Consider the following 22,150-nt stretch of genomic DNA (forward strand, 5'->3'; position numbering starts at 1 on the left):
TATTATATACTGCTGGAAAGAACAGAAAGGGTGCACAACCATGCATAACGGAACCATTTTATTAGTAGACGATGAACCTGAAATTATTAAGCTGATGCAAATTTATTTGGAAAATGAAGGATATCGACTGCTTATGGCACGAGACGGATTGGAAGCGCTGGAGCAAGTCAGTCGGGAATCGATAGATGTGATGGTGCTTGATGTGATGATGCCCAATATGGACGGGGTTGAAGCTTGCATGAAGATCAGAGAAACCGAGCATTTTCCGATTATTATGTTGTCTGCGAAGGGACAAGATATGGACAAAATCACAGGACTCAGCGTTGGGGCCGATGATTATGTCACTAAGCCGTTCAGCCCGTTGGAGCTGGTGGCACGCATCAAATCCCAGCTGCGCAGAGTACGGAAATACACCCACTCCTCCCCTGCATTGGAGCATGAAATGATACTGGATGAACTCTCCATTAATTCTGCTACGCATGAGGTCACTCTCGCCGGAGAATCCATTAAGCTGACCCCGCGTGAATTTGCCATTGTCGAGCTGTTGGCACGTAATCGTGGTCAAGTGCTGAGCATGGAGCAGATCTATGAAAAAGTGTGGAAGGAGCAATATCTGGAATCCAACAACACGCTGATGGTTCATGTGCGTAAAATTCGCGAGAAAATTGAGGCTGATCCGAGAAAACCTAAATACCTGAAAACGGTGTGGGGAATCGGCTACAAAATGGAAAAATTCGATTAATGGAGGATTCACGTCTTGAAGGCAAAACGATATGACACATTGGGATGGAAGCTGGCAGCCCTTAGCCTTGCCGCCTTCACTTTAACCGGACTGATTTTGATGGTGTTTTATTATGGAGCATCTTTGCTACTATGGCTGAACCCTTCCCGTTCATTTTTTGGCACTCGTCTAATTCGCTGGACCGTGAATCATATTGGGTCCCCACTCATCATGCTGATTGGAGGGCTGCCTTTATATATTTATTTCTTTTTCCTTTTTACCAAAAATACGATTGGCTATCTTCGCGAAATTACGACGGGTATGCAGGAGTTTGCTGATGGAGATCTGTCCTATACGATCCCTGTTTCTTCAGCGGACGAGCTGGGTACCTTGGCGAAAAATATGAACACCATGGCGGACAAGCTCCGTCTCTCACTGGAAGAAGAACGGGCTTCCGCCAAAGCCAAAAACGACCTGATCACCGGCGTATCTCATGATCTTCGTACCCCGCTAACATCCGTGATCGGTTTTTTGGAATATATTGAAACCGACCGCTATCGGGATGAAATTGAGCTGCGCTATTATGTGAACATTGCTTATGAAAAGTCATTGACGCTTAAAAAGCTGATCGATGAGCTGTTTGAATACACGCGTGTGAGCGGTGGCAGTCTGCCACTGGAGCTGGAGCCTGTAGATCTCGGCAAATTGCTTACCCAGCTTGCTGAGGAATTTGTACCCTCGCTGGAACAGGCGGACATGTCCTACCGTGTCCGAATCGTCGAGCCTGTTCGGATTCTAGCCGATACCGACGAGCTGGTACGCCTGTATGAAAATTTGTTTTCCAACGCTATTCGATACGGAAAAGACGGCAAACGCCTCGATATCACCATAGGACGCGAAGACGACGAGGCGGTGGTAATCTGCACTAACTACGGCACCCCAATTCCTGCGGAAGATGTCCCGCACTTGTTTGAGCGGTTTTACCGGGTGGACAAATCACGTTCCAAGGAAACCGGAGGCACCGGACTGGGCCTTGCGATTACCAAAAGTATTACCGAGCTGCATGATGGCCGCATTTCGGTTAGGAGCAATCGCAGACAAACAGATTTTGAAACCCGTTTTCCCCTCTACTCCTACACATAAACAAACGAACCAGCCAAAGATCGTATCTCTGGCTGGTTCGTTTCTGACTTTTATGGAATACAGGATTATATTCCTTTATTTTGTTCAAACAATACTTCCCCATTGGATTCAATAATCTTTTGGTACCAGTAGAAGCTGTTCTTTTTTCTTCTTTCCAGCGTACCCGTACCATCGTTGTTTTTGTCTACATAGATAAAGCCGTACCTTTTTTTCATTTCTCCCGTTCCCGCACTGACAATGTCGATTGGACCCCACCAGGTATAGCCAAGCACTTCGCAACCATCCTCAATAGCTTCATGCAGCTGGATCAGATGCTTGTTCAGATAGTCTACCCGCTCGGGATCATGAATTGAACCGTCTTCCAAAATTTCATCATGACTGCCGTAGCCGTTCTCTACAACAAACAGAGGCTTCTGATATCGGTCGTACATCTCATTACACACATAGCGGAAGCCCTTCGGGTCAATTGGCCATCCCCATGGCGTTTTTTCCAAATAGGGATTGTCGAGTCCCATAATTCCCCCTGTGTTGCCCAAGATGGGCATACCTGCTTTATGTGTCGTACTTCGATAATAGCTAAATCCTAAATAATCCGCTGTATGCTCCCGCAGTAATTGTTCATCTCCGGGCTCCATTTGAACCATGATGTTATGCTCTTTCCAGATCCGTTTGGCATAGCTTGGATAATAGCCCCTAAGGATCACATCGGAATAAAATAAGGATCTTCTTCTCAGCTCATAGGCTTCAAACACATCGTCCGGATTGCAGGTATTCGGATAGATCGGACTCAGGGATAACATAGCGCCCATCATCGCTCCTGGGATAATTTCATGACACAGTTTAGTAGCCAGGGCACTGGCAACGAAAACATGGTGACTAGCCTGATAAATAGTCGGCAGTTTGTGCTCATCGTCTTGAACAACAATGCCTCCTGCCGCCAAAGGAATGGTATGGAAATGGTTGATTTCGTTGAAGTTCATCCAATATTTCACTTTGTTTTTATAACGTTTGAAGACAACTTCCGCATACTTTACATAGAATCCAATCAGCTCGCGGCTTTTCCAGCCTTCGTATTTGCGAATCAGATTCAGAGGTAGCTCAAAGTGAGAAATGGTGATGACCGGCTCAATTCCATACTTCAGTAGCTCATCAAACAGATCATCGTAAAATTGCAGCCCTTTTTCATTTGGTTCGGCATCATCCCCATTCGGAAAGATTCGGGACCATGCAATGGAAGTCCGAAAGCATTTCATGCCCATTTCGGCGAACAGGGCGATATCTTCTTTATAACGATGGTAAAAATCAATCGCTTCATGGCTGGCGTAGTACTTGTTTTCATCAATCGTATCATCAAACGTCCCGCCTACTATTCCTCCCCGAAATGCATCGCTGATTGCTGGCCCTTTACCATCCTCGTTCCATGCCCCTTCAGCCTGATTCGCTGCTATAGCACCACCCCATAGAAAATTATCAGGAAAACTTTTGGCTATCTGTGCTGTCATAACTCATTTCCTCCTTTATTTAATGTACGGTGAGTAAAACACTTTGCAAATCAACGGATTTTTGCTGTGTCTGGGTAACCTTTTGGTAAGCAGTGCTGTTGGTAACAATAATCGGAGTGGTCAGGTCATAACCGGCTGCCTGGATTTTCGGAATATCAAATTCAAGCAGCAAATCGCCTCGTTCAATCCGTTGCCCTTGTTCTACATGCTTCGTGAAATAGCTGCCTTTCAGCTTAACCGTATCTAGTCCCACATGAATTAACAGATCCAGATGGTTATCTGAGGTGATGGCTATCGCATGGCCGGTTCGAAATACGAGCGAGACAACCCCGGAAACCGGTGAATATACCTTTCCTTCACTCGGTAGAATGGCTATTCCTTGACCCATCGCTTCTGTAGAGAACGCAGGATCAGGAACCTCATGAAGCGGAACAATTTGGCCATGGATAGGCGCATAGACATTCTCGGTGACTTCGGTATGTCCAGGTTCAGTTTGTAAGGCAGGCTCGGATTTTTCTGCTTCCGTCTTTCCTGTCTCCGCATCCGTTGCCCCGTTTCCTTCATTAAAGCCCAGAATATAAGTCAATACGGTAGTAACCACAAATGAAATGATGATACTAATCAAATAAAAAGCAATTGTATTCGTAAAGAATGCCGGAATCGTTGTTATTGCCGGGAACACATAAGCAAGCACGGTCGTTTGGAAATGTCCGGCAATGGCCCCTCCGATCATTCCCCCGATGACGGCGGCAATCATTGGTCTTTTCAGCTTCACGGACAATCCGTAAACGATAGGTTCTGTAATACCAGCGAACAGTGAAGGGAAAATAGATGACAGTGCGTAAGCTTTCAGCTTTTTGTCCTTGGCTTTCAGAAAGACCCCAAGAGCGACACCGGATTGGGCGAAGGTCGCAGAAGCCATCATAGGTCGAATCGTATCAAACCCTTTGAGGGAAAGATTGTTGATCATCGCAGGTGCAATCCCCCAGTGTAAACCAAACATCACCAGGAAGGTCCAGCCGCCTCCCAGAATGGCTCCAGTCAAGAGACCGCTTTGCGTACTCAAAAATTCAATACCATCCGCAATACCTTTACCGGTGTACACTCCCAGTGGACCGATCACAATGGCGGTAAGCGGAACCATAATTAATAAGGAAACAAGCGGGACCATAAACAATTCAATGCTTTTCGGAACCACCCGCTTCAGAAACCGTTCCAGATATGAATACAGCCAAATGGCTAAAATTGCTGGAATAATGGATGTCGTATAACTCATCAGGACAACGGGAATGTGGATAAAGGAAGCAATATCCCCCGTGTTTTCCATCAACTTGGTGAAGTTAGGCTCCAGCAGAGCGGCCATAATGGCAGCAGATACGATAGGCTGGGTCTTGAATGTTCTCGAAGCTGAAAACGCCAACATCAGTGGCAGGAAGAAAAATACGCCATTGCCTGCGGCAGCAAGGATAGCATAGGTACTGGAGGCACTGTCCAACCACTCTAACTGTGTAAGAATAACCAGGATAGCTTTCAGCATCCCTGCACCAGCCAAAGCAGGTACAATCGGCTGGAAAATAGAGCTCATGACGGTAAAAGCACGACTGATGAAATTACCTTCCTTTGCATTATCCTCTTTTTTGTCGTTGCCGCTTTTTACCTGAAGGTTATAGTTCTTCGCAATCGTATCATAAACCTCGTTAACATGATTGCCGATCACCACCTGGTACTGCCCTCCGCTTTCTATCACGGAAATGACTCCGTCGGAATTTTCCAAAGCCTGTTTATTGGCTTTTTGCTTGTCCTTAAGTGTAAATCTCAGACGGGTCATACAATGGTACAGATCACGTATATTTTCTTCTCCGCCTACATTAGTTACAATGAATTTCGCTAATTCATCATGTTTGCTCATAATGCCTGCCTCCAATGTTCTCTGGTTGATATAAAAAAAACCTGAGTAATCCCCGATACCAAAATGCAATTTAGTATCGAAATCACTCAGGTAATGCCCACGAATGGTAACACCCTGTTAGTTTTCAGTTCTGTTGACCAATCTGGAAATGTGAATCATAAGATACATCATTTCATCATTGGTTAATTTCTGCTCAAACTGCTTATTCACATACACCCCTATTTTTTGTACACATCTGTGCTCTTCTGGAAATTTGATTTTCAGGTCTTCGAACAAATTCATGTACTGCGGGTCTGCCGATTCGTGGGCAAAAAGCCGCTGGGCAAAAAATTTAAGATGGGTTACAAAACGGTTGTAATTCCATGAATCTTCATCAATCTCGACATTGAAGTGGTATTTTACAATATCCATAATATCCTTGATGACTTTTGACGTTTTTAGCGTCAGATCAAGCTTCTGGTTATCCAGGCGGGCGTTGACGAAATGCAGGGCAATAAACCCAGCTTCATTCTCATCGAACGTGATGTTGATCCTGTTACGAATCATCTCCAGCGCGTGTTTTCCGATCGCGAATTCTTCGCGATAAAACCGCTTGATCTCCCAAAGAAATCGGTTTTCAATCGGTGTTCCCCGTTCATGCCGTTGGATGGCGAATGAAATGTGGTCGATCAGGGCTAGGTAAATATAGTCACTAATGTCTCCAGCCAATCTCGGTCTGGCATACTCCACGATTTCATCCGCGATTTCAATACATTCCATCTTCACATCTTTCAGCAAATCCGCCAGCTTCGCGGATAAATCCTGAGTTTTGACTACAAACAGCTTCGTGATTTTTCGCTCATCGATGGTATCCCCCGGTTTCAGGTTGAATGCGATTCCATTTCCTGTCGCAATGACCTCTTGGGCGTCCTCTTCCTCTGCTAAAACGACATTGTTGTTAAGCGCTTTCTTCAAAATCATGCGACCACCTGCTTTTATTTACTGGAAGGCCATTTTTTAAAAGACTCTGTTAAAAAATGTGCATACACTAAAAAACCTGAACAGAATACCGCTTCATAGACGTTATCGCCCATTTACCGGAACTCCATTCAGGTTATGCCTAAAATAGTAACACCCTGAAAATTATGAGATTCATTTTTGTAATCGTTTTCTTGGCTTCATTATAATAGAGTTTCTTTTTTTCTGTCAACCCTTTATTAAAAAAAGCCTTCCATCCGCTTACTGCGGCTTCGGAGTCCCTGAACGATTCACAATCCAGATGCCCGCCAGTACTAAGAAAATGCCAAGCAAGGTAGCCGCTTTGAGCGCCTCGTGAAGAAAGATCCAGCCGGACACAACACCGATGATAGGAACCAGCAACAGCGTAACAGAAGCTTTACTAGCTTCCATTCTAGTGAGAATATGAGTCCACAGCAGGAATGCAAGAGCAGACGCCACAATGCCGGAAAATAAGATATAAAAGATCGACGCAGCGCTAAAGTTCGGCTCCCATCGCTCAAACAACAGGGAGTACAATAACAATCCGAGCGCACCGAACGCCATCTGCCAGGTCGTAAACTGGATTTTATCGCAATGCTGGAGCTTGAGCTTGATAATCAGGTTCGAAAGTGCCCAAGCAATCGCTGAACTCACCCCAAGCAGCATGGCCCACAAATTGCCGCCCAAATGAATGTCCATAGCAAATAATAGCCCCAAGACCCCTGTAGCAATTCCAATCGTTTTGCGTGTATTCAGCCGCTCACCTGGAATCATAAAATGAGCCATAATGGATAAAAACAGCGGCATGCTGTACGTAAGCACGGAGGTTAAGCCCGCATTAATGTAGTTCAGGGATATCTGAATCGCAATATTAAAATAGGTAGTCTGGAGAATCCCGCAGAGTATATACCATTTTATCGTGTGCCTGTCAGGGTTCGGAACCCGTTTCCACATCAGAATTCCGAACAGAAGTAGCGTCCCTGTGAGAAACCGAAGAGCCGCAAATTGAACAGGTTCAAAGGCTCCATTGCCCAATTTCATGATGACAAAATTAAAGCCCCAGATCAGGCATAAGAGCAGGCTCAAGCCTTTCATGCATCATACGCCTCCGTTTAGAGCACTTCTCCGCCCGATTCAATCACTTTTTTATACCAGTCAAAGCTTTTTTTCTTGTAGCGGTTCAGTGTTCCGTTGCCCAGATCATCCTGGTCAACGTAGACGAAGCCGTATCTCTTGGATGCCTGTGAGGTCGAAGCACTGATCATGTCGATGGGACCCCAGGCGGTGTAGCCGAACAGGTCCACTCCATCCTCAATGGCTTCCCTCATTTGCTCGATATGTTTTTTCAGATAGTCGATACGGTAATCATCGTTAATGGTGCCGTCAGGATTCATTTGATCTGTCGCACCCACGCCGTTTTCTGAGATGAACAGTGGCTTTTGATAGCGGTCATACAGGTTATTGAGCGCATAACGTAATCCTTTAGGATCAATCTGCCATCCCCACTCGGACTGCTCGAGGTAAGGATTCTTCACGCCACCAATCAGATTTCCGCTTGCTTTGGCATGCTGATCGGCAGTGGCACTGGCATTGTTGGACATATAGTAGCTCAGGGACACGAAGTCCACGAGGTTATCTCGCAAGATTTCATCGTCGCCAGGTTCTTTATGCAGAACAACACCCTTTTCTTTGAACATACGTGCGGTATAGGACGGATAATACCCTCTAGCTTGTACATCACTGAAAAAGAAGGACACTCGTTCTTCCTTTTGGCATTCAAGCACATCATCCGGATTGCAAGTATTCGGATAAAGCAACAGATAGCTGATCATACACCCAATCTGGGAGTTCGGTATAATATCATGACAGGCTTTGACTGCCAGCGCGCTGGCTATAAACTGATGATGGGCAGATTGATACTTGTCCTGCTCCAGATTCGGGTGATTCTCTTCAATGATCCCCGCGCTGACAAACGGATGATGTTTGACACAGTTCATTTCGTTAAACGTAATCCAGTACTTTACTTTATCCTTGTAACGGGTAAATACAGTCTCGGCAAAACGGACGAAAAATTCAATCAGTTTCCGGTTTTTCCAGCCACCATATTCGGTGACAAGATACAAAGGCATATCGTAATGGGTCAGCGAGATGACAGGTTCAATTCCTTTGGCCAGCAGGGCATCAAAAACCTTGTCATAGAATTGCAGCCCTTTCTCATTGGGTTCTGTCTCGTCGCCATTCGGGAAAATACGTGTCCAGGAAATGGAAGTGCGAAAGCATCTAAAACCCATCTCGGCCAGCAGATTAATATCTTCTTCATAACGGTGATAGAAATCATTTCCCCGACGTTTTGGATAATTTTTGGTGCTGTTTGGGTCCAAAGCTTCCTTGACCTGCGCATGGGTCATCATATGCCACTGATCCAGCCAATGCTTTTTGTCGAGTGCTGGATCAAAGGTAAATACATCAGAAATCGAGAGCCCTCTTCCATCTACGTTGTAAGCCCCTTCAATCTGCATGGCAGCGGCTGCCCCGCCCCATAGAAAGTTCTTGGGAAAACCTTTTGCCTGTTCCATGTTGCATTCCTCCAAGTAGGTTATAATTTGTGAAGAAGTATGCGGAACCCATGTCCTTCAAATGCATCCCGGATTGCTGCATACGCTTTATGCTTTCATGCTACAATCTGGGATGCATTCCAGGTCAAGAACTAAATTTTTGGAGTTGAATGTCATGCATAATATAAAAAGAATTGCTGAAATTGCGGGGGTATCGACAAGTACCGTGTCTCGTGTGCTTAATCATCATCCATATGTCAGTGAAGCAACGCGGACCAGGGTGATGGAAGTCATTCGGGAACTGGATTATATTCCGAATATTAATGCGGTGCAGTTGAAAGTAGGCCGTACCAAGGTTATTGGGATCATGACCCCAACGATTAATAATTATTACATGCAAATCATCAAGGGAGTATCCAATGCGGGTAAAGAGCAAGATTATCAGGTTTTGATCTACCAGACGGAGGAAAATCAGGATTTGGAAAGCGCGGCGTTAGAGCTTTTGAGGCAGAAAAAAGTGGACGGGATCGTCATTTTACGGCGTATGCTGGATTGGTCTGCTGTGAGGCATTACACCAAGTATGGGCCGATTGTGACCTGCGAGCCATTAAAAAATAAAGAGATTTCATCCATTTATCTCGACCATTATGAAGGATTTCGGATTGGATTAGAGCATTTGGCCGAGCTGGGATTTGAAAAAATCGCCTGCACCGTAGGCAGAAAAAACAGCGTAAACAGCCAAAGAAGACTCCAGGCCTATTATGACCTGCTCGCGGCAAGGAAGCTGCCAGTGAATGAGGAATGGTTGCTCAGCGGTATCCATACGGTGCAGGACGGAATGCGAGCGTTCGCCAAGCTGGAGTCGTTAAAGGAACGTCCCCATGCCATCATGACAACCAATGATTTGGTGGCATGCGGTATTATCTCAGCCGCTCGTAGTAAAGGTTGGAAGGTTCCAGAAGATTTGGCAGTGGTCGGCTTTGAAGCTGACGAAAGTCAGGTAGCCGACGCCATGGGACTGACCAATATTACGAACCCGTTGCAGCGAATCGGACAGGAAATGTTCCGTACATTATATCAGCAATTGAACGGGCAGCCTTTGGAGCCAGCCTCCCTTGCTTTTGAATTGAAGGTCCGCCAGTCTACCTGCTAATCCATCTACAAACTAACCAATCAACAGTGTATAGACGATACCCGGTCCGTGTACACCGATCGTCAGATCATTTTCAATATCCGACGAGCGGCTCGGTCCAGTAATAAAATGAATGCCTGCGGGCAATTGCTCACGCCCGGCTTTGTCAAAGCGGTTTAGAATTTCGCCCAGTCGTGTTCGCAAGCGCTCTACTGGCAGAAGAATGATCAGTGCAGTTGGCAAAAGGCTGACTGCACGGCCTTTCTCCGGCGAGGATAGCACCGCTACCGAACCGGTGTAAGCAGCCGCTTCGTCGGCGATGACGATGCCGATATCCGCCTCGGCGGCGCGGGCCTTCCAATCCTCGACTGGATCGGTGTTCCACACCGATAAACGGACTTCCGGCAGCGCCAATTCCAGCTGGAGCGCATCCAGGTCCGGCTCATTCTGCCGGACGATATAGGCCGCTCCCAGCTCTCGCGCTTTGTGCGCGATCCAGTCTGCGGTCTGCTCCAAATCCGACAGACGCACGACATGCCCGCCAACACTTGTAAAGTTGGCGGTGAACTCCTCGATGCGCTGCTCCGCGCTCCATTCGAATTCGTGCCAAAATGCAGGTGCCCCGCGAAACGGCTGAACTGGCGGCTCCGTTTGTCGTGGACGCTTGAGCCGCGTCGCGATGTCGTCCATAAAGCGTACCTGCTTGGCACGGGATTCTGCTTCCATTTGATGAAGCCACGTTTCATGGGCCGCTTTTGCTTGCGCAGAAGGATTACTCTGTTCACTCATGCTGCGTCCCTCCTTTACTTCTATCTGCCAAAATCTTCTCCATTCGACTGAGAACATCCGGCTGCATCACATTGCGTTCCTGCTCCAGCTTATGCTCCAGCGTGTTCCATTGCTGACGGAAGGATTTTTTCGCCAAAGAGGGAGCCACACGGTACGTATTCCATCCCTTTAGGGGGCCCAGCTTTAGGGTAATTTCGCCCTTACGAACGACCGCTTTCTGAGCAATCTGCCCTAGCCGAATCGCCGCTGCGAATCGCTTCGAGCTGGAAACCACGGTCGCAAAACCTTTCATTCCTACTGTTTCCAGCTTATCTCCTTGTCCCGCCTCTACCTTACGTCTACGCAAATATACCAGCATATCATGCAGCGGTATTTTGACCGGACAGGCTTCATAACACGCACCACACAGACTGGATGCACTCGCAATATCGTTCCACTCTTCGATGTTGCCATGAAGGGCAGGCGTAAGCACTGCACCGATAGGGCCACTATATGTCCCGCCATACGCATGCCCGCCAATGTGTCGGTACACTGGACAGGCATTCAGGCAAGCCCCACAGCGAATGCAATTCAGCAACTCTTGAAACTCGGGATTGCCTAGCTGTAGTGAACGTCCGTTATCTACGATGATGATGTGCATTTCGTCAGGCCCATCGGCATCTTGGCTGCGCCGAGGGCCTGAAATACCAGACATGTACATGGTCAGCTTCTGTCCAGTAGCGGATCGTGGCAGTAATGTAGCCATCACCTCCAAATCCGTCCAGGATGGAATAATCCGTTCCATGCCCATCAGCGTAATTTGCGTTTTGGGCAAAGTGGATACCATTCGTGCGTTGCCTTCATTTTCAAACAGGACCATGGAGCCTGTCTCGGCGATGGCAAAATTACACCCGGTCATGCCAATATCCGCTTCTAGAAACTTCTCACGCAGCTTTTTGCGGACAAAGCCCGCCAAAATCGTCGTATCCGCGGACAATTTCTCCCCTGCTTCTTTGGATAACAGCTCGGCAATCTGATAACGGTTTTTGTGAATCGCCGGAATGACGATATGAGACGGGGGCTCTCCTGCCAGTTGAATAATATATTCACCGAGGTCACTTTCAATCGTCTCGATACCCGCACCCTCCAGCGCCTGATTCAAATGCAACTCCTCCGACACCATCGACTTGGATTTGACGACGGAGCGGGCTTGGCTATGCGCAGCAATATCCAGTGTAATACGTACGGCATCGGCTGCTGTATCGGCAAAATGAATATGCACCCCGTTGGCACGGGCATTTTCTACAAATAGATTTAAATAATAGTCCAGATGGGCAATGGTATGCAGACGAATTTGACGGCCCCGTTCCCGCCATTCCTCCCAATTTCCGTGCTGCTCTGAAGCCACCCGCTTGCCGTTACGAAGCCGCTCCGTAGTGAAACGAACTGCATTCCGCAGAAAATCATCATTTAGGGCCAGCTCTGCGCGTTTTTTGACCTTTTGGTTCATGGAATGTGAGTGTACGGCGGTCATGCGTGCTTCACCCCTTCGTACAGCAGCTCAGCCAGATGCATCACCCGAACTGGCTCCTCCCGATACCGGAGATTTCCGGCAATGTTCATCAAGCAGGCCATATCTAGTCCGACCAGTACCTCGGCTTCGGTCTCCCTGATGTGGTCCACTTTTTCAGTCACCATCGCTCCCGAAATATCCGGCATTTTCACCGCGAAAGTCCCGCCAAAGCCACAGCAGTCCTCAGCAAAGGGAAGTGGTACTAATTGCAGCCCCTTTACACTGCCAAGCAGCTTCATCGGTTCCTCCTTCACGCCGAGCAAACGTGTGCCATGGCAAGACGGATGGTAGGTTACCGTATGCGGAAAAGACGCGCCTACATCGGTCACACCAAGCACCTGCACCATAAATTGCGTAAACTCATACGTCTTTTGCTCCAGCCTCCGTGCGGAGTCCAGCCATTCGGGCTCATCCTTAAACAACTCCGGGTAATGATGAATCATATATGTGCAGGAACCGGAGGGGGATACGACAAAATCGCTGTCGTTAAACGCTTTCAAAATCGTTTTAGCCGCAACCCTCGTTTCATCCCAATAGCCGCTGTTATAGGATGGCTGTCCGCAGCATGTCTGTATCTTCGGAAAATCCAGCTGAACACCATATCTGACAAGCAAGCGTGCCATCGCTTCCCCTACCTTGGGATAAATCGCATCACTTAGGCAGGTAATAAATAAAGATACCTTCATACGGAACACCCTTCCGTCCATGGAATAGCTATTACTTTATAACTGAAAGGTTACCTATAGTGCCGCTGCGCAGTCAGATGGTGCTTCCCATCGCTGTTGCCCCCAGATTCTTTACTCAATGCTAAAAATCCGGGGGAAGTGATACTTTAGAAGCTTGCAGTGGGATTCTCACTTATAACTTTTTTACATCATCAAAGAATCCCACTGCAATAGCGATCGTAAGACCAAATGAAACGCAAAGCGGCCTTCACCTTGGAAACTCCCCGCTTCACACAACCGTAACTGGAATAGCCAGCTCCGCAAGTTGACTGCGAATCGGGTCCGACAACCGCGAATCCGTAATAATCTCGGATACCTGCGACAGGTTCACGACATGCGTAAACGCCTGTTGCCCAAATTTGCTCGCATCCGCCAGTAAAATCACACGGTCTGCAATGCTGACCATTTTCTGCTTCAAACGAGCTTGCAGTTCATTTGATTCGCTAATACCGCGATCCAGATGAACCCCCTGGCTGGAGAAAAACAATTTATCCACATAATAGGTTTCTAGTGAACGCTCTGCGAGCGGGCCTACAAATGACAACGAGCGTTGAAGCAACTGCCCGCCCGTCGAAATGACCTCGATTTTTTCCTTACCCGCCAGCTCTGTAGCTACCCGAATTGAATTTGTTAATATTGTCAAAGGAATATCCGGTAAACTTGACGCCATATACCAGGCGGTTGTGCTGGCATCCAGCAAAATACGATCATTCGGCTGAATCTGCTTGACCGCTTCCTCGGCAATCCTACGCTTTTCCTCTGCGTTCATAATTTCCCGTACCGCATAGGGCGTTTCAGGCTGCTCGTTTTTGACACTGACCGCTCCCCCATGCGAACGGCGCAGTCGTCCCGCCTGCTCCAGGCGGTCCAGATCACGGCGGATCGTTTCCTCCGTTACTTTGCACAACTCACTCAATTCGGACACCCGTATGCTTCCTTTTTCATTAACGAGCTGCACAATCATCTCATATCTTTCTGCGACCAGCATGGCAATCTCACTCCACATCTTTAATGTACAAAAAGTCCCGCCACCCGCCGGAATTGCCCGTAGGCATCCTCCCACGCTTCTGACTCGGCAGGTTCATATTCCTCCACGGAAATAGAATCCGCGATGACCCGGCGTGCTTCCCATATATCGGCGAACTTTCCCTGTGTCATCCATTGTACCGCAAGATTGCCGATTGCGCTCGCTTCTGCAGGTCCCGCCCACACTGGTTTTTGAATCGAATTGGCCGTCCATTGGCACAGCAAGCGATTTTGAATCCCTCCTCCGACCATATGCAAACCATTAAACCGTTGTCCTGACACCTGCTCCGTAAGCTCCAAAATGTAACGGTACTTTAACGCCAGACTCTCCAAAACACAGCGCGTGATTTCACCCGGCGTCTCGGGCAATGGCTGCCCGGTGTTGCGGCAATATTGGCGAATACGTGTTTTCATATCCCCAGCGTGCAGAAACAGTTCATCGTCCGGGTCAATCAAAGAAGTGAATGCTGGAGCCTGTTCTGCCATATGAACCAGTTCGGGGAAGGAATAGGAGTATCCCTGCCGCTCCCATTCTCTGCGCGCCTCCTGTAAAATCCACAAGCCCATAATGTTTTTAAGCAGCCTGTAAGTTCGACCGACCCCACCTTCGTTCGTAAAATTAAAACGAAGCGTATCGTCATTGATTACAGGCTGTGCCGTTTCCGTTCCCATCAGGGACCATGTTCCGCAGCTCAAGTACGCAAACGAGTGCTCCAGCGCAGGCACGGCAGCCACAGCAGATCCCGTATCGTGCTCTGCTACTGCAATTACAGGAATCGCCCCAATACCCAGATCGGTCATGACCGACGAGCGGATAGTTCCTGCAACATTTCCTGGCTCCAGTACCTCACCAAACCAGGAACGGGGAATATTGATTCCAGACAAAAGCTCATCATCCCATTTTTGCTGCAACGGATTATATAATTGCGTGCTAGTCGCATTCGAAAACTCATTGTACATTTCACCTGTCAGAAAATACCGCAGCAGATCTGGAATCATCAAGAAATGCTTTGCCTGCTCCAGCAACGGTGAACTCGCATTTCGCATAGCAGCCAGCTGATAAATCGTGTTAAACGTCAAAAACTGAATGCCTGTACGCTGAAAAATGGAGTCTTTTCCCAGCCGTCTCTGTATTTCTTCCATCACCCCGTGGGTGTGCCAATCCCGATAATGATAAGGGTTCCCCAGCAATTCTCCGGTTTCCCCAATTAATCCAAAATCGACCGCCCAGGAGTCAATCGCAAGACTGGACGGATTCACTCCCATATGCTTGGCTTTGAGCAATCCTTGCTGAACCTCGTGATACAGACGCAACAGATCCCAGTGCAGACGCTCCCCAACCTTGACCGGATCATTCGAAAAGCGATGAATTTCCTCCACCACTATACGTGAATCTGTCAATTCTCCGAGTAGAACCCTGCCGCTGCTTGCCCCCAAATCATAAGCGAGGATGCTCACCAGCTTGCACCACCCTTGCCTCTTTGCAAAATCTGCGTGCCATACTCAGACGCTAAATAGGCTTTCATCGGGTCTGCCGGTAACCCTTGCTCTTCACGGATCGCTCTGAGCAATGGTGCCACATCGAACTCAAACGCTTGGCGCACGGCATCCTCCGCACCCAGCACATCCTGGCGACTCGCCGCTTCCTCCACCTCTGCATGATTGATCAGAAGTGCCTTCGCATATTGAGTCTGCACATTCAGCACCGAGCGAATCATCGCCGGAATTTTGGGTTCAATATTGTGCGATTGGTCGATCAAATAAGCAATTTTATCGACGGTATGGCGAATATCCGCATCCGCATCCTGAGCCGCATTCAAAATCTGATAAAAAATCAAGAACAGTTCATACGGATTCGCGGAGCCCACGATCAGATCATCATCCGCATATTTGTAGCTATTAAAATGAAAACCACCTAATCGCTTCTCATCAATTAGAAACGCGACAATATGCTCCACGTTGGCTCCCGGCAGATGATGCCCTGTATCCACCAGCACCTGTGCCTGCGGCCCCAGCTTGGTTGCGAAATTGTACGCCATGCCCCAATCGGCAATATCCGTATGGTAAAAGGCTGGCTCGAACGCCTTGTATTCAATCAACATGCGCATGTCAGGAGTAAGCGCCTTATACATTTCACTGAGCGCTTCCAGCATCCAATTTTTCCGTTTGCGAATGTCTCCCTGACCGGGATAATTCGTTCCATCTGCGAACCATAAGCTAAAATCGTTAGAGCCCGTTTCCTTCGCAATATCCACGCATTCCAGCAAATGGTTGATGGCCTTGCGGCGGATGGCCGGGTCTACATTGGTGACACTGCCGAGCATGTAGTCCTCGTCTTGAAACAGATTGGGATTCACGGCCCCAATCTGTAGTCCCAAGCTTTCGGCATGACTGCGAAGCTTGCCGTAATTGTCTACTGTATCCCACGGAATGTGGATCGCAACGGATGGACATAGGCCTGTCACGGCATGAACTTGCGCGGCATCCTCCAACTTTTCGAACGGGTCACGCGGCACGCCTGTTTTCTGAAAGACTTTAAATCGTGTACCTGAGTCACCATATCCCCAGGATGGTGTTTCTATGCTAAGCGCTTTCAGCTTTGCCTTTACTTGCTCCAGGTCAATGCCCCGTTGTTGCTGTTGCTCCTCGAATAAGGCGTACGCTTTGTCACTCATCGTGGTTCCTCCTTGGAAAATGAAGTGAGTTACGGGAGGCCGCTTCGCGTGCGGATTATTCTTCCGATCGCTGTTGCAACGGGATTTTTCATTTTATAACACATGATAAGGTTAAAATCCCGTTGCAAAGGCGAACACATCGTTTCTTCAGAACAATTCCGCCCGCTCTGCTGCTGACCACCCATAAAGTCACTTCTATTTTTAAAGTGTTAGTGTGTATAAGCCCTTCGAAACTATCGTCATGTGGCTTGGTTTAGTGAAATAGATTAGTACATTAAATTAGTTCGTTATAATCCTAAGTGTTGAGCCGTTGAAATGAGTCTATCGCTTACATAGGTTCATTTTAATTCGGCTAGCGTGTAAATGCTGCGGGAACGCCACCGTCGATGGTCAGCATACAACCTGTCGTTTTCTCTGCCTTGGATGAGGCGAAAAAGGCAATGCCCTCGGCGATATCCTGCGGGTAAATGTTGACCAGCAGCGTCGTCCGTTTGCGGTAATGTTCCTCCAGCTGGTCGGGCTCAATCCCGTAGGCGGCAGCGCGCTCGTTGCGCCAATTGGAGTTCCAGATTGCCGAGCCTTGCAGAATGGCATCCGGTAAAATGGTGTTCACACGGATACCATATTCACCGCCTTCTGCGGCAATACAACGGGCTAAATGCGCTTCCAGCGCCTTGACCGAGCTGTAGGCTGTTACATTTTTTCCTGCGTAGACCGAGTTTTTGGAGCCGACGAACACCATGCTGCCGCCAAGTGTCTGCTCCTTCATGAGCTTGAACGCTTCTCGTGCAACCAGAAAATAACCCGTTCCCAGCACATTCACATTTAAATTCCATTCCTTTAACGATGTTTCATCGAACGGACTGGATGTAGCAAGGCCTGCATTGTTGACGATGGTATCTACACCGCCATAGGTCAATGCCGTTTCTGCATAGGCAGCCTGAATTTGCTCCTCCTGCGTCACATCCATTTTTACGGCGATGGCACGATTTTCTCCGTAGCTACTATTTATCTCTGCGGCTACCTTTTGCGCGCCTTCCAGATTCAGATCTGCCAGTACGACATGTGCGCCTTCATCCACCAAACGACGTGCGGTTGCACTGCCAATTCCGCCTGCACCGCCTGTAATGAACGCAATTTTACGGGAAAATTCAGCTTCTGCTGGCGCGAGTGACAGCTTATAAAGCTCCAGCGGCCAATATTCCACGTTATATGACTCGTTCTCGCTGAGTGAAACAAACTCTCCTAACGCCGTTGCTCCTCGCATGACAGCAATAGCACGATGATACAAGGCGCCGCTTACCTGCGCGTTGCTCCAGCTTTTTCCTGTGTTGATCATACCAATACCCGGAATCAAAATTACACGTGGCGCAGCCTCAAACATAACATCTCCCTCATGCCGATTGCGCTCGAAATAAGCTTGATACTGCTCCTTATAGGCTGCTATACCCTCGGCAAGCTTAACTTTCAAGCCCTCTACATCCTCCACATCCGGTGTCCAATCTACATAGAGTGGCTTCATCTTGGTATGGACCAGATGATCCGGGCACGCAGCCCCGACCTGGGATAAAGCAGCAGAATCCCGGCCGTTCACAAACTCCAACACATCCTCCGCGTCATCAAAGGTGAGGATCATCTTTTTCTCATCACTGACTGCACCACGGACGGATGGCATGACCTGGGATGCAATGCTACGGCGTTCTTTATAAGTAAGCGCTTTATATTTTGTGCCTCCAAATGCCTGCTTTTCCTCTTGACGAGCTCTAATATAGCTTTCTGCTTCTTGAATGATTTCGATTGTTTTCGCATAAGCCGCTTCGGATGTCTCTCCCCACGTAACCAGACCATGCTTTTCCATCAATACCAATTCAGCTTGTGGATGATCGAGTACACCTTGGGCAATCATTTTCGATAGCTTAAAGCCAGGACGGATATAAGGCACCCATACAAAACGGTCACCGAAAATTTCCTTAGCGATTTCCTTGCCGTTGTGCGCACAGCACAAGCTAATAATCGCGTCCGGGTGTGTATGATCCACATGTCTAAAAGGCAGAAAAGCATGCAATAGCGTCTCAATTGAAGCCCGTGGATGCTTGGCATCTATCATACAGTTCGCCAAATATGCGACCATATCCTCGTCAGACATATCTTCCCTTTCAAATAAAGGACGAATATCCTCCATACGAAGCCCTGTGAAGTTATGCGCTTTCATTGTTGCGAGATCGGAACCGCTGCCCTTAACGTACATCACTTCTACTTCACGCCCACGAAAATCTTGTATCATCGTTTTGGCCGAAGTGTTGCCGCCTCCCCAGTTGCACACACTCCTATCTGTGCCAATCAGGTTAGAACGGTATACGAGCTGTTCCAGCGTGCTTTTCTGCTCAGATGCTTGTGAAGAAATCCACAGACTTTGTACCATAGGAAAAAGACCTCCAAGTTTAGTTTTAGTTTTGAAAGGCTTTATTACAGTGGTTATTCTTTGTTTATGGAGACTATAACACTTTTGTTTTAATTTGAAAATAAGTAATACAAAAATAATCAAAAATAAATTTTAATTTTTACCCATCTATAAAACGGATATATTCATTGTAAAACGATCATTTCCACGCAGAAAATAAAGGCCATGTCAGAATCGGTTATAAGAACCTTTCTGGCACAGCCTCATTTGTTTAACTCATCTAATTACCCAACTATACGCATCACTTTGGCTAGCAGCTCGTACGAGCGCAGGCGCGCTTGATGGTCATATACCTGAGAGGTTGTAATCAGCTCATTGGCTCTCGTCTGGTCGATTATCAAATCCATCTTTTGCTTGACGGTGTCAGGACTGCCGATGGCTGAATACCCCAGCATATTACCACGAACCATCTCCTTCTCGTGCTCACTCCAAAGCTTTTCCATGTCATCCACTGGTGGCTTCAGTCCTCCGCTGTGCCCGCGCAGCACATTTAGAAACTGCTGTTCTTGTGAAGTAAAGAGCCATTTTGCTTCCTCATCAGAATCTGCAACAAGCACATTAACACCGACCATCACATATGGCTTATCCAGTGCTTTGGATGGCCGAAAATTACGATGATACAACTCTAAAGCCTGTAGCAAATGAGCCGGGGCAAAGTGGCTGGCGAATGCGAACGGCAACCCAAGCTGACCTGCCAGCTGTGCGCTGAATCCGCTTGATCCCAGTAACCAGATGGGAATGTCCAGCCCTTCTCCAGGAATCGCTCTTACTCCCGGAACGGCTCCGTTTAGCGCTGGATTCAGGTAAGAACGCAGCTCATTCAATTGCTCGGGGAAATCTTCCCCAGTACTGTGAAGCCCGCGCCGCAGTGCCCTCATCGCGGGTTGATCCGTGCCTGGAGCCCGGCCAAGTCCCAGATCAATTCGTCCCGGATAAAGCGACTCTAGGGTTCCAAACTGCTCTGCAATCATGAGTGGAGCATGGTTAGCCAGCATAATACCGCCTGAACCGACCCGAATCTTGTCTGTATGTGCAGCTACATGCCCGATGATCACGGACGTAGCCGCACTGGCGACCGCCTGCATGTTATGATGCTCCGTTAGCCAGTACCGATGGTACCCCCATTGTTCAGCATGCTGGGCAAGATCCACCGTATCGCGGAAGGAATCGGCAGGAGTGCCGCCTTCAATGACAGGTGCAAGATCTAATATAGATAGTGCAACGTTACGCGTAGTCATTATATATAAACCCCCTGTCAAAATATTATTTTACATATTTCCCTCAACGCCTTAATTCTTTGACCCATCAATTGATACGTCAATTATGATAATGTGTTCCGTTATGAATTGCAAATGATTTAAATTTTTAGTTTTTATCAAAAAACAGTTTACTTTTATAATAAGCTCATCTATTATGCAATATATGTGGATAATATTTATCCACGTTAGCCTGGTTATAAATATTGAGGTGATTGCTAGTGCATATGAAAACAGGTGTCGAACAATCTGTCTACGCTCTTCTTCTACTCACGATGCTGCCGGACAAAGCCGTTTTACCTGGGGAGGCCATCAGCCAGCAGTTAGGTGCTTCACCTACTTATTTTCATAAACTGTTACGAAAATTGGTTAGCTCCGATTTGATTACTTCTGTACCTGGTGTCAAGGGCGGGTTCAAATTAAAGAAAAAACCTGAGGATATACGGGTATTTGATATTTATCTAGCGATTGAGGGACAACAAACCCTTTATTCTTCCAGTGGTATATACAACGAAATGCTTGAATTAAAGAAAGACGATGAGTGTTGTTTACTGGCAAATTTGATGGAAGAAGCGGAAGCCTCCTGGAAGGCAGTTCTGAAAAGAGAAACCATCGCGTCACTATCCGCTGACTTTTTTAAAGAAGGATATGATGACAAAATTACTTCTTTAGAGAACTGGATTCAGGAAAAAATGGTCTTGTAAAGAACTCTAATTAACAGAAAGGAATATGAACATGAACGATTATTTAGTAAAAGCTCTTGCCTACAACAATCAGGTACGGGCTTATGCCGTGAGAACAACGGAAACGGTAAGTGAAGCCCAACGGCGTCATTATACCTGGCCCACAGCATCGGCTGCATTGGGACGTTCTATGACGGTCGGCGTCATGCTGGGAGCCATGCTTAAGGATGAGGATAAACTGACGATCAGAATCAACGGTGGCGGACCTATCGGCACGATTCTTGTCGATACCAACTCCAAAGGTGAAGTTAGAGGTTATGTAAAAAATCCACAAACCCATTTTGAGCTTAATCAGATAGGGAAATTGGATGTCGCCAGAGCTGTAGGAACAGATGGAGCGCTAATTGTATCCAAAGATATCGGCTTAAAACACCCGTTTGTTGGACAGGTCCCTCTCATATCGGGTGAACTGGGCGAGGACTTCACATCTTATCTCGTCCAATCCGAACAAATTCCTTCTTCTGTGGGAGCGGGAGTTATTGTTAACCCAGATAACTCTATACAGGCGGCTGGAGGTTTTATTATTCAGCTGATGCCAGATACACCAGAAGAGGTTATCAGTTTTATCGAGAGACGTATTGAGAGCATTCCAAGCATCTCCGCAATGGTCATGGAAGGTCTTACACCAGAGCAGATTCTGGGTCAGATTTTAGGAGAAAGCAACATAAACATACTGGAAACCATGCCTGTACAATTTCATTGTCCCTGCTCAGAAGAGCGCGTTACCAATGCCATTATCAGCTTAGGGAATAAGGAAATAGAAGATATGATCCATACCGATGGACAGGCTGAAGCTCATTGCCACTTTTGTAACGCACACTACCATCTTACCAAAGAAGATCTCGAGGGCATGCTGGAAACAAACATCATTTAAATATGGCTGTTCCCAAAAAGTAGGTTTAGCTACTGGGGAACAGCTTTTTTCTTTCCCAATGCTTCCGATGGTTTCTTAATCCTAAACACGGTAGACTTGTTCATGATGT

Annotated in this window: 18 protein-coding genes; 5 read left to right on the top strand and 13 right to left on the bottom strand. The window is 47.4% G+C overall.

Annotation, left to right across the window (positions count from 1 at the left end; translation table 11 throughout):
* The first annotated feature begins 40 nt into the window (after positions 1-40).
* Together NSS66_RS00075 and NSS66_RS00080 are read left to right on the top strand one after the other, a co-directional pair.
* Positions 41-742 carry a response regulator transcription factor gene (locus NSS66_RS00075; protein ID WP_023988433.1) on the top strand — a complete coding sequence of 234 codons (702 nt, stop codon included), beginning with the start codon at positions 41-43 and terminating at the stop codon, positions 740-742.
* A 15-nt stretch (positions 743-757) separates the two neighbouring features.
* On the top strand, positions 758-1,864 hold the full coding sequence (locus NSS66_RS00080) for a sensor histidine kinase (RefSeq protein WP_028542331.1): 1,107 nt from the start codon (positions 758-760) through the stop codon (positions 1,862-1,864).
* A 65-nt stretch (positions 1,865-1,929) separates the two neighbouring features.
* Here NSS66_RS00080 and NSS66_RS00085 read toward each other — a convergent pair whose 3' ends face one another.
* The 5 genes from NSS66_RS00085 to NSS66_RS00105 all read right to left on the bottom strand — a co-directional run bounded on the left by NSS66_RS00085 (position 1,930) and on the right by NSS66_RS00105 (position 8,829).
* On the bottom strand, positions 1,930-3,366 hold the full coding sequence (locus tag NSS66_RS00085; RefSeq protein WP_076294834.1) for a glycoside hydrolase family 1 protein: 1,437 nt from the start codon (positions 3,364-3,366) through the stop codon (positions 1,930-1,932).
* A 19-nt stretch (positions 3,367-3,385) separates the two neighbouring features.
* Positions 3,386-5,275, bottom strand: coding sequence for a beta-glucoside-specific PTS transporter subunit IIABC (locus NSS66_RS00090; RefSeq protein WP_272640601.1), 1,890 nt, complete (start codon positions 5,273-5,275; stop codon positions 3,386-3,388).
* 117 nt (positions 5,276-5,392) lie between these two features.
* Positions 5,393-6,235, bottom strand: coding sequence for a BglG family transcription antiterminator LicT (gene licT / locus NSS66_RS00095; protein ID WP_023988429.1), 843 nt, complete (start codon positions 6,233-6,235; stop codon positions 5,393-5,395).
* 258 nt (positions 6,236-6,493) lie between these two features.
* Positions 6,494-7,348 carry a DMT family transporter gene (locus NSS66_RS00100; protein ID WP_272640600.1) on the bottom strand — a complete coding sequence of 285 codons (855 nt, stop codon included), beginning with the start codon at positions 7,346-7,348 and terminating at the stop codon, positions 6,494-6,496.
* 17 nt (positions 7,349-7,365) lie between these two features.
* Positions 7,366-8,829, bottom strand: a complete 1,464-nt coding sequence (locus NSS66_RS00105; RefSeq protein ID WP_340958171.1) for a glycoside hydrolase family 1 protein — start codon at positions 8,827-8,829, stop codon at positions 7,366-7,368.
* 154 nt (positions 8,830-8,983) lie between these two features.
* Here NSS66_RS00105 and NSS66_RS00110 point away from each other — a divergent pair, with 154 nt between their 5' ends.
* On the top strand, positions 8,984-9,961 hold the full coding sequence (locus tag NSS66_RS00110; RefSeq protein WP_023988426.1) for a LacI family DNA-binding transcriptional regulator: 978 nt from the start codon (positions 8,984-8,986) through the stop codon (positions 9,959-9,961).
* 12 nt (positions 9,962-9,973) lie between these two features.
* On the opposite strand, the gene NSS66_RS00115 is transcribed toward NSS66_RS00110, so the two are convergent.
* The 8 genes from NSS66_RS00115 to NSS66_RS00150 form a co-directional block, all read right to left on the bottom strand.
* Positions 9,974-10,729, bottom strand: coding sequence for a LutC/YkgG family protein (locus tag NSS66_RS00115; RefSeq protein WP_068940814.1), 756 nt, complete (start codon positions 10,727-10,729; stop codon positions 9,974-9,976).
* Entirely contained in the window at positions 10,722-12,242 is a 1,521-nt protein-coding gene (locus NSS66_RS00120; RefSeq protein WP_053325349.1) for a LutB/LldF family L-lactate oxidation iron-sulfur protein, read from the bottom strand. Before NSS66_RS00120 ends, NSS66_RS00115 begins: the two co-directional genes overlap by 8 nt.
* Positions 12,239-12,967, bottom strand: coding sequence for a (Fe-S)-binding protein (locus NSS66_RS00125; protein ID WP_025724218.1), 729 nt, complete (start codon positions 12,965-12,967; stop codon positions 12,239-12,241). The genes NSS66_RS00120 and NSS66_RS00125 overlap by 4 nt, the downstream gene beginning before the upstream one ends.
* A 268-nt stretch (positions 12,968-13,235) precedes the next feature.
* The gene (locus NSS66_RS00130) at positions 13,236-13,994 is read right to left on the bottom strand and encodes a DeoR/GlpR family DNA-binding transcription regulator (RefSeq protein WP_023988422.1); all 759 of its coding nucleotides are present in this window, start codon (positions 13,992-13,994) and stop codon (positions 13,236-13,238) included.
* Positions 13,995-14,014: 20 nt separating this feature from the next.
* The gene (rhaB, locus tag NSS66_RS00135; protein WP_028542338.1) at positions 14,015-15,490 is read right to left on the bottom strand and encodes a rhamnulokinase; all 1,476 of its coding nucleotides are present in this window, start codon (positions 15,488-15,490) and stop codon (positions 14,015-14,017) included.
* Complete coding sequence (gene rhaI / locus NSS66_RS00140; RefSeq protein WP_028542339.1) at positions 15,487-16,707, bottom strand: L-rhamnose isomerase; 1,221 nt, start codon at positions 16,705-16,707, stop codon at positions 15,487-15,489. Before rhaI ends, rhaB begins: the two co-directional genes overlap by 4 nt.
* Positions 16,708-17,059: 352 nt before the next feature.
* Positions 17,060-19,129: a bifunctional aldolase/short-chain dehydrogenase gene (locus NSS66_RS00145; RefSeq protein WP_340958176.1), complete on the bottom strand. Its 2,070-nt coding sequence runs from the start codon at positions 19,127-19,129 to the stop codon at positions 17,060-17,062.
* Positions 19,130-19,392: 263 nt separating this feature from the next.
* Positions 19,393-20,406, bottom strand: coding sequence for an LLM class flavin-dependent oxidoreductase (locus NSS66_RS00150; protein ID WP_023988418.1), 1,014 nt, complete (start codon positions 20,404-20,406; stop codon positions 19,393-19,395).
* A gap of 245 nt (positions 20,407-20,651) precedes the next feature.
* Here NSS66_RS00150 and NSS66_RS00155 point away from each other — a divergent pair, with 245 nt between their 5' ends.
* Positions 20,652-21,128 (top strand): Rrf2 family transcriptional regulator, encoded by a 477-nt coding sequence (locus tag NSS66_RS00155; RefSeq protein WP_081327414.1) that lies wholly within the window; start codon positions 20,652-20,654, stop codon positions 21,126-21,128.
* A gap of 31 nt (positions 21,129-21,159) precedes the next feature.
* Complete coding sequence (gene hslO, locus NSS66_RS00160) at positions 21,160-22,041, top strand: Hsp33 family molecular chaperone HslO (RefSeq protein ID WP_076265340.1); 882 nt, start codon at positions 21,160-21,162, stop codon at positions 22,039-22,041.
* Positions 22,042-22,150: the final 109 nt, after the last annotated feature.

It is taken from the genome of Paenibacillus sp. FSL R10-2748, assembly GCF_038005565.1.
Lineage (GTDB): Bacteria > Bacillota > Bacilli > Paenibacillales > Paenibacillaceae > Paenibacillus > Paenibacillus polymyxa_B.

Excerpts from the sequence above, each read along its gene's own strand:
- NSS66_RS00075 (WP_023988433.1), top strand. The coding sequence starts at position 41 with ATGCATAACGGAACCATTTTATTAGTAGACGATGAACCTGAAATTATT.
- NSS66_RS00085 (WP_076294834.1), bottom strand. The coding sequence starts at position 3,366 with ATGACAGCACAGATAGCCAAAAGTTTTCCTGATAATTTTCTATGGGGT.
- NSS66_RS00090 (WP_272640601.1), bottom strand. The coding sequence starts at position 5,275 with ATGAGCAAACATGATGAATTAGCGAAATTCATTGTAACTAATGTAGGC.
- licT (WP_023988429.1), bottom strand. The coding sequence starts at position 6,235 with ATGATTTTGAAGAAAGCGCTTAACAACAATGTCGTTTTAGCAGAGGAA.
- NSS66_RS00100 (WP_272640600.1), bottom strand. The coding sequence starts at position 7,348 with ATGAAAGGCTTGAGCCTGCTCTTATGCCTGATCTGGGGCTTTAATTTT.
- NSS66_RS00105 (WP_340958171.1), bottom strand. The coding sequence starts at position 8,829 with ATGGAACAGGCAAAAGGTTTTCCCAAGAACTTTCTATGGGGCGGGGCA.
- NSS66_RS00110 (WP_023988426.1), top strand. The coding sequence starts at position 8,984 with ATGCATAATATAAAAAGAATTGCTGAAATTGCGGGGGTATCGACAAGT.
- NSS66_RS00115 (WP_068940814.1), bottom strand. The coding sequence starts at position 10,729 with ATGAGTGAACAGAGTAATCCTTCTGCGCAAGCAAAAGCGGCCCATGAA.
- NSS66_RS00120 (WP_053325349.1), bottom strand. The coding sequence starts at position 12,242 with ATGACCGCCGTACACTCACATTCCATGAACCAAAAGGTCAAAAAACGC.
- NSS66_RS00125 (WP_025724218.1), bottom strand. The coding sequence starts at position 12,967 with ATGAAGGTATCTTTATTTATTACCTGCCTAAGTGATGCGATTTATCCC.
- NSS66_RS00130 (WP_023988422.1), bottom strand. The coding sequence starts at position 13,994 with ATGCTGGTCGCAGAAAGATATGAGATGATTGTGCAGCTCGTTAATGAA.
- rhaI (WP_028542339.1), bottom strand. The coding sequence starts at position 16,707 with ATGAGTGACAAAGCGTACGCCTTATTCGAGGAGCAACAGCAACAACGG.
- NSS66_RS00145 (WP_340958176.1), bottom strand. The coding sequence starts at position 19,129 with ATGGTACAAAGTCTGTGGATTTCTTCACAAGCATCTGAGCAGAAAAGC.
- NSS66_RS00150 (WP_023988418.1), bottom strand. The coding sequence starts at position 20,406 with ATGACTACGCGTAACGTTGCACTATCTATATTAGATCTTGCACCTGTC.
- NSS66_RS00155 (WP_081327414.1), top strand. The coding sequence starts at position 20,652 with ATGAAAACAGGTGTCGAACAATCTGTCTACGCTCTTCTTCTACTCACG.
- hslO (WP_076265340.1), top strand. The coding sequence starts at position 21,160 with ATGAACGATTATTTAGTAAAAGCTCTTGCCTACAACAATCAGGTACGG.